The sequence below is a fragment of the Cellulomonas sp. P5_C6 genome (genome assembly GCF_054049635.1).
This window is the reverse complement of the sequence record NZ_JBFULZ010000254.1, coordinates 1-4,867: the sequence shown is the minus strand read 5'-3', so window position 1 is coordinate 4,867 and position 4,867 is coordinate 1. Positions and strand designations below refer to the sequence as shown.

The following is a 4,867-nucleotide window of genomic DNA, read 5'->3' as shown; positions in this document are numbered from 1 at the left end:
GACCCACCGCAGGCCGCCGACGAACCCCCACCCCGCCGCTCGTGCGACGTCGGCTCACACGAGCGGCGGGGCGTCGATCACTCGTGGGCGACCAGGAACTGCGTGTACGCGGGCACCGTGAGGAACGTCGGGAAGTCCTCCGCCAGGGCGACCTGCCGGAACAGGTCGGCCGCGTCGTCGAAGCGGTCCCCGTCCCACCGCGGCAGCTCGGCCAGCACCTCCGCGAGCACCTGCTCGACCCGCGCGGCGTCGATCCGCGTGCCCTCGGCCGTGACGACCTCCTGGTGCACCCACTGCCAGACCTGCGAGCGCGAGATCTCGGCGGTCGCCGCGTCCTCCATGAGGTGGTCGATGGCGACGGCGCCGATGCCCCGCAGCCACGCCTCGAGGTACCGGACGCCCACCGAGATGTTGCCGCGCAGCCCGCCGTCGGTGACGGCCCCGGGCTCGCCGCCGCCGGCCGACGGGATGTCGAGCAGGTCCGCGGCGGTCACGTGCACGTCGGCACGCAGGAGGTGGCGCTGGTCGATGCGGTCGCCCAGGGCCTCGTCGAACACCTCGCGCGCGACGGGCACGAGGTCGGGGTGGGCGACCCAGGTGCCGTCGTACCCCTGCCCGGCCTCGCGCTGCTTGTCGGCCCTGACCTGCGTCAACGCCCGCTCGGTGACCTCCGGGTCGCGACGGTCGGGGATGAACGCGCTCATGCCGCCGATGGCCTGCGCGCCCCGCTTGTGGCAGGTGGCGACGAGCAGCTCGGTGTACGCCTTCATGAACGGGACCGTCATCGTCACGCTGCCCCGGTCGGGCAGGACGAACCGCGGTCCGCGAGCGCGGAAGTTCTTGATGACGCTGAAGATGTAGTCCCAGCGTCCTGCGTTGAGCCCCGCGCAGTGGTCGCGCAGCTCGTAGAGGATCTCCTCCATCTCGAACGCGGCCGTGATGGTCTCGATGAGGACCGTCGCGCGGATCGTGCCGTAGCGCAGGCCCAGGTAGGCCTCGGTGAAGCGGAAGACCTCGTCCCACAGCCGCGCCTCCAGGTGCCCCTCGAGCTTGGGCAGGTAGAGGTACGGTCCGCGGCCGGAGTCGATCAGGGCCTGCGCGTTGTGGAACAGGTACATGCCGGCGTCGACGAGGCTCGCCGACGCCGCGCACGTCTGACCCGCACGGTCCGTGAACTCGAGGTGCTTCTCGGTCAGGTGCCAGCCGCGGGGCCGGAACACGATCGTGGGAGTCACCGGGCCGACCGTGTACTCCTTGCCCTCGGGCGACGTGAAGTCGATCTGCCCGCGGATCGCGTCGAAGAGCGACGCCTGCCCGCCGACGACGTTGGTCCACGTGGGGCTGGTGGCGTCCTCCATGTCCGCCAGCCAGACCTTGGCGCCGCTGTTCAGCGCGTTGATCGTCATCTTGCGGTCGGTGGGGCCGGTGATCTCGACGCGACGGTCCTCCAGGCCGGGCCCGGGACCGGCGACGCGCCAGCTCGGGTCCGCCCGGATCCCCGCCGTGAGCGGCAGGAAGTCGGGGTCGGCACCGTTGGAGAACCTGGTGCGGCGGTGCTGGCGGCCGAGCAGCAGGTCGTGGCGTCGGCCCGAGAACCGGATGTGCAGGTCGGTGAGGAAGTCGATGGCCTCGGAGGTGAGGATCTGGTCGGACCCGGCGACGGCCGGCCCGGCGAGCGAGAGGTGGGCGCGGATCAGCGGCGGGGGGATGGTGATGGTCATGGTCGTGCTCCTGGTCTTCGTGCAGGTCAGTGGGTGAACTGGGCCGTCTCGGTGCTGCCCGCGAGCGCGAGGGTGGCGCTCTCCGGGGAGATCGCCGTGGCGACACGGTCGAAGTAGCCGGTGCCGACCTCGCGCTGGTGGCGCGTGGCGGTGTAGCCGTCGGTCTCGGAGGCGATCTCGGCCTCCTGCAGCTCGACGTACGCGCTCATGCCGCGCTCGGCGTAGCCGCGGGCCAGCGAGAACATCGAGTGGTTGAGGGCGTGGAACCCGGCCAGGGTGATGAACTGGAAGACGTACCCGTGGCCGGCCAGCTCCCGCTGGAACCGCGCGATCTGCAGGTCGTCCAGCTGCGAGCGCCAGTGGAACGACGGCGAGCAGTTGTAGGCCAGCAGCTTGCCGGGGAAGCGGTCGTGGATCCGCTCGGCGAACTCGATGGCCAGCGCCGCGTCCGGAGTCGACGTCTCCACCCAGATGAGGTCGGAGTGCGGCGCGTAGGCCTCGGCCCGTGCGACGACGGGATCGAGGCCGGGGCGGACCCGGTAGTAGCCCTCGGCCGTCCGCTCCCCGGTGAGGAACGGCTCGTCGCGGGGGTCGACGTCCGAGGTCAGCAGGTCGGCACCGAGGGCGTCGGTGCGGGCGACGACGACGGTCGGCACCCCGGCGACGTCGGCCGCGAGCCGCGCCGCGGACAGGGTCCGCACGTGCTGCGACGTCGGCACCAGCACCTTGCCGCCCAGGTGGCCGCACTTCTTCTCCGCCGCGAGCTGATCCTCCCAGTGCACGCCGGCCGCGCCCGCGGAGATCATCGAGTGCATGAGCTCGTACGCGTTGAGCGGCCCACCGAAGCCGGCCTCGGCGTCCGCGACGATCGGCGCCAGCCACTCCCGGGTCCGACGGCCGTTCTCGGCGAACTCGATCTGGTCGGCACGCAGCAGCGCGTTGTTGATCCGGCGCACGACGGCCGGCACCGAGTTGGCCGGGTACAGCGACTGGTCCGGGTAGGTCTGGCCCGACAGGTTGGCGTCGGCGGCCACCTGCCAGCCGGACAGGTAGATCGCCTCGAGCCCGGCGCGGACCTGCTGCACGGCCTGGTTGCCGGTCAGCGCACCCAGCGCCGGCAGCAGGGTGCGGGAGTGCAGGAGCTCCCAGAGGCGCTCGGCCCCCCGGCGGGCGAGCGTGCTCTCCTCGCGGACGGAACCGCGGAGGGCGACGACGTCCTCGGCCGTGTGGGTGCGGCGGATGCCGGCCCAGCGCGGGTCGAGGTCCCAGCTCGCCGCGAGCTCGGCCGCGGTCTGCGTCTGGTCGCCGTGCCTGGTGGTGCTCATGGTGYCCTCCGTCATTGGGGCGTTCTTCTCGGCCGTTCGGCCTGACCTCGACTTTCCTCGGTGCTCAGCAGTTCTTCCCCGGCAACCTCCGCAGAAGATCGGCGTTCCTTCTCCTGGACAGAAGCGCAGACGCCGGGCGATGGTGGACGGCATGACGACGACGGCCAACGGCGGCCTCGACACGCTGGTGCTGGGACGACGGATCCGGCACCTGCGCACGGGCCGGAACATGACGCTCGACGACCTCGGCACGGCCATCGGCCGCGCGCCCTCGCAGGTCTCGATGCTGGAGAACGGTCACCGCGAGCCCAAGCTCTCGCTGCTGGCGCAGGTGGCAGAGGCTCTCGACGTCCCGCTGTCCGAGCTGCTGCGCACCGAGCCGCCCACCCGACGGGCCGCCCTGGAGGTCGAGCTCGAGCGGGCGCAGCGCGGTCCGCTGTTCGCGTCGCTCGGCGTCTCACCGGTGAAGGTCGGCCGGTCCCTGCCCGCCGACGCCCTCGAGGCGCTGGTCCGCCTGCAGGCCGAGATCCAGCGTCTCCTCACCGAGAACGCGGCCACACCGGAGGAGGCCCGCCGCGCGAACGCGGAGCTGCGGATCCGGATGCGCGCGCAGGACAACTACTTCCCCGAGCTCGAGGACCACGCCCGCCGCCTGCTCGCCGCGATCGACCACCCCGGCGGGCCCCTGTCGCAGCGAGCCACGGCCGACATCGCCGCGCACCTGGGCTTCGCGCTGCACTACGTCTCGGACCTGCCGCACTCCACACGGTCGGTCACCGACCTGGCGAACGGCCGCATCTACCTGCCGCAGGGCAACCCCGGCACCAGCGACGCCCGCTCACCGCTCCTGCAGGCCATCGCGAGCCACGTGCTGGGCCACGCGGAGCCCAAGGACTACGGCGACTTCCTGCGGCAGCGGGTCGAGGCCAACTACCTCGCGGCCGCGCTGATGCTGCCCGAGGACGGCGCCGTCCCGTTCCTGCAGGAGGCGAAGGCCGAGCGCCGCCTCTCGGTGGAGGACCTTCGCGACGCCTTCGCCGTGCCCTACGAGACCGCCGCGCACCGGTTCACCAACCTGGCGACGCGTCACCTGGGCATCCCGGTGCACTTCATGAAGGTCCACGAGGGCGGCACGCTGCACAAGGCCTACGAGAACGACGGCGTGAAGTTCCCGGCGGACCCGCTGGGCGCCATCGAGGGGCAGCCTGTCTGCCGGCAGTGGACGGCCCGCGTGGTGTTCACGCTGCCCGACCGGTTCTCGCCGTACTACCAGTACACCGACACGTCGTCGGGAACGTACTGGTGCACGTCCCGCGTGCAGACGTCGTCGCAGGGCGGGTTCTCGGTGTCCGTCGGGGTGCCGTTCGCGCACGTCCGGTGGTTCCGCGGCCGCGAGACCACCGAGCGGGCCGCGTCGAGGTGCCCGGACCCGATGTGCTGCCGGCAGCCCCCGACCGACCTGGCCGAGCGCTGGTCCGACAAGTCCTGGCCGAGCGCCCGCCCGCACGCGTCCCTGCTGGCCGCGCTGCCCGTCGGGGTGTTCCCGGGGGTGGACACGACCGAGGTCTACCGGTTCCTGGACCGGCACGCGCCGCAGGCGTGAGGGTCGGTCCCTACTCGCACGCGATCCCGTCGCCGTCGCGGTCCAGCTTGCGGCTGTAGCCGGGCTCACCCACGTGGATCGGGTCCGCGCCGGCGGCCCGCACGGCGTCGCAGTTCTGGTAGTAGGCAGACCCACCCGACGGCGCGGCAGGAGCCTCGGCCTGGGCGGCGGCGGCCGCTGCTGCGGCGACACGCGCGGCCTCCGCATCCGCGGCGGCC

The 4,867-nt window shown here is 72.4% G+C and carries 4 protein-coding genes; 1 reads left to right on the top strand and 3 read right to left on the bottom strand.

Translation table 11 applies throughout. The features are described 5' to 3' along the window. Positions 1-77: 77 nt before the first annotated feature. Together aceB and aceA are read right to left on the bottom strand one after the other, a co-directional pair. Positions 78-1,721, bottom strand: a complete 1,644-nt coding sequence (gene aceB, locus ACXJKG_RS19380) for a malate synthase A (protein ID WP_456847361.1) — start codon at positions 1,719-1,721, stop codon at positions 78-80. 26 nt (positions 1,722-1,747) lie between these two features. Beyond that, positions 1,748-3,046 carry an isocitrate lyase gene (gene aceA, locus ACXJKG_RS19375; RefSeq protein ID WP_456847360.1) on the bottom strand — a complete coding sequence of 433 codons (1,299 nt, stop codon included), beginning with the start codon at positions 3,044-3,046 and terminating at the stop codon, positions 1,748-1,750. 151 nt (positions 3,047-3,197) lie between these two features. Here aceA and ACXJKG_RS19370 point away from each other — a divergent pair, with 151 nt between their 5' ends. After that, complete coding sequence (locus tag ACXJKG_RS19370) at positions 3,198-4,649, top strand: helix-turn-helix domain-containing protein (RefSeq protein ID WP_456847359.1); 1,452 nt, start codon at positions 3,198-3,200, stop codon at positions 4,647-4,649. 10 nt (positions 4,650-4,659) lie between these two features. Here ACXJKG_RS19370 and ACXJKG_RS19365 read toward each other — a convergent pair. After that, positions 4,660-4,867, bottom strand: a 208-nt coding sequence (locus tag ACXJKG_RS19365) for an excalibur calcium-binding domain-containing protein (RefSeq protein ID WP_456847358.1), incomplete at its 5' end; no start/stop codon positions are given.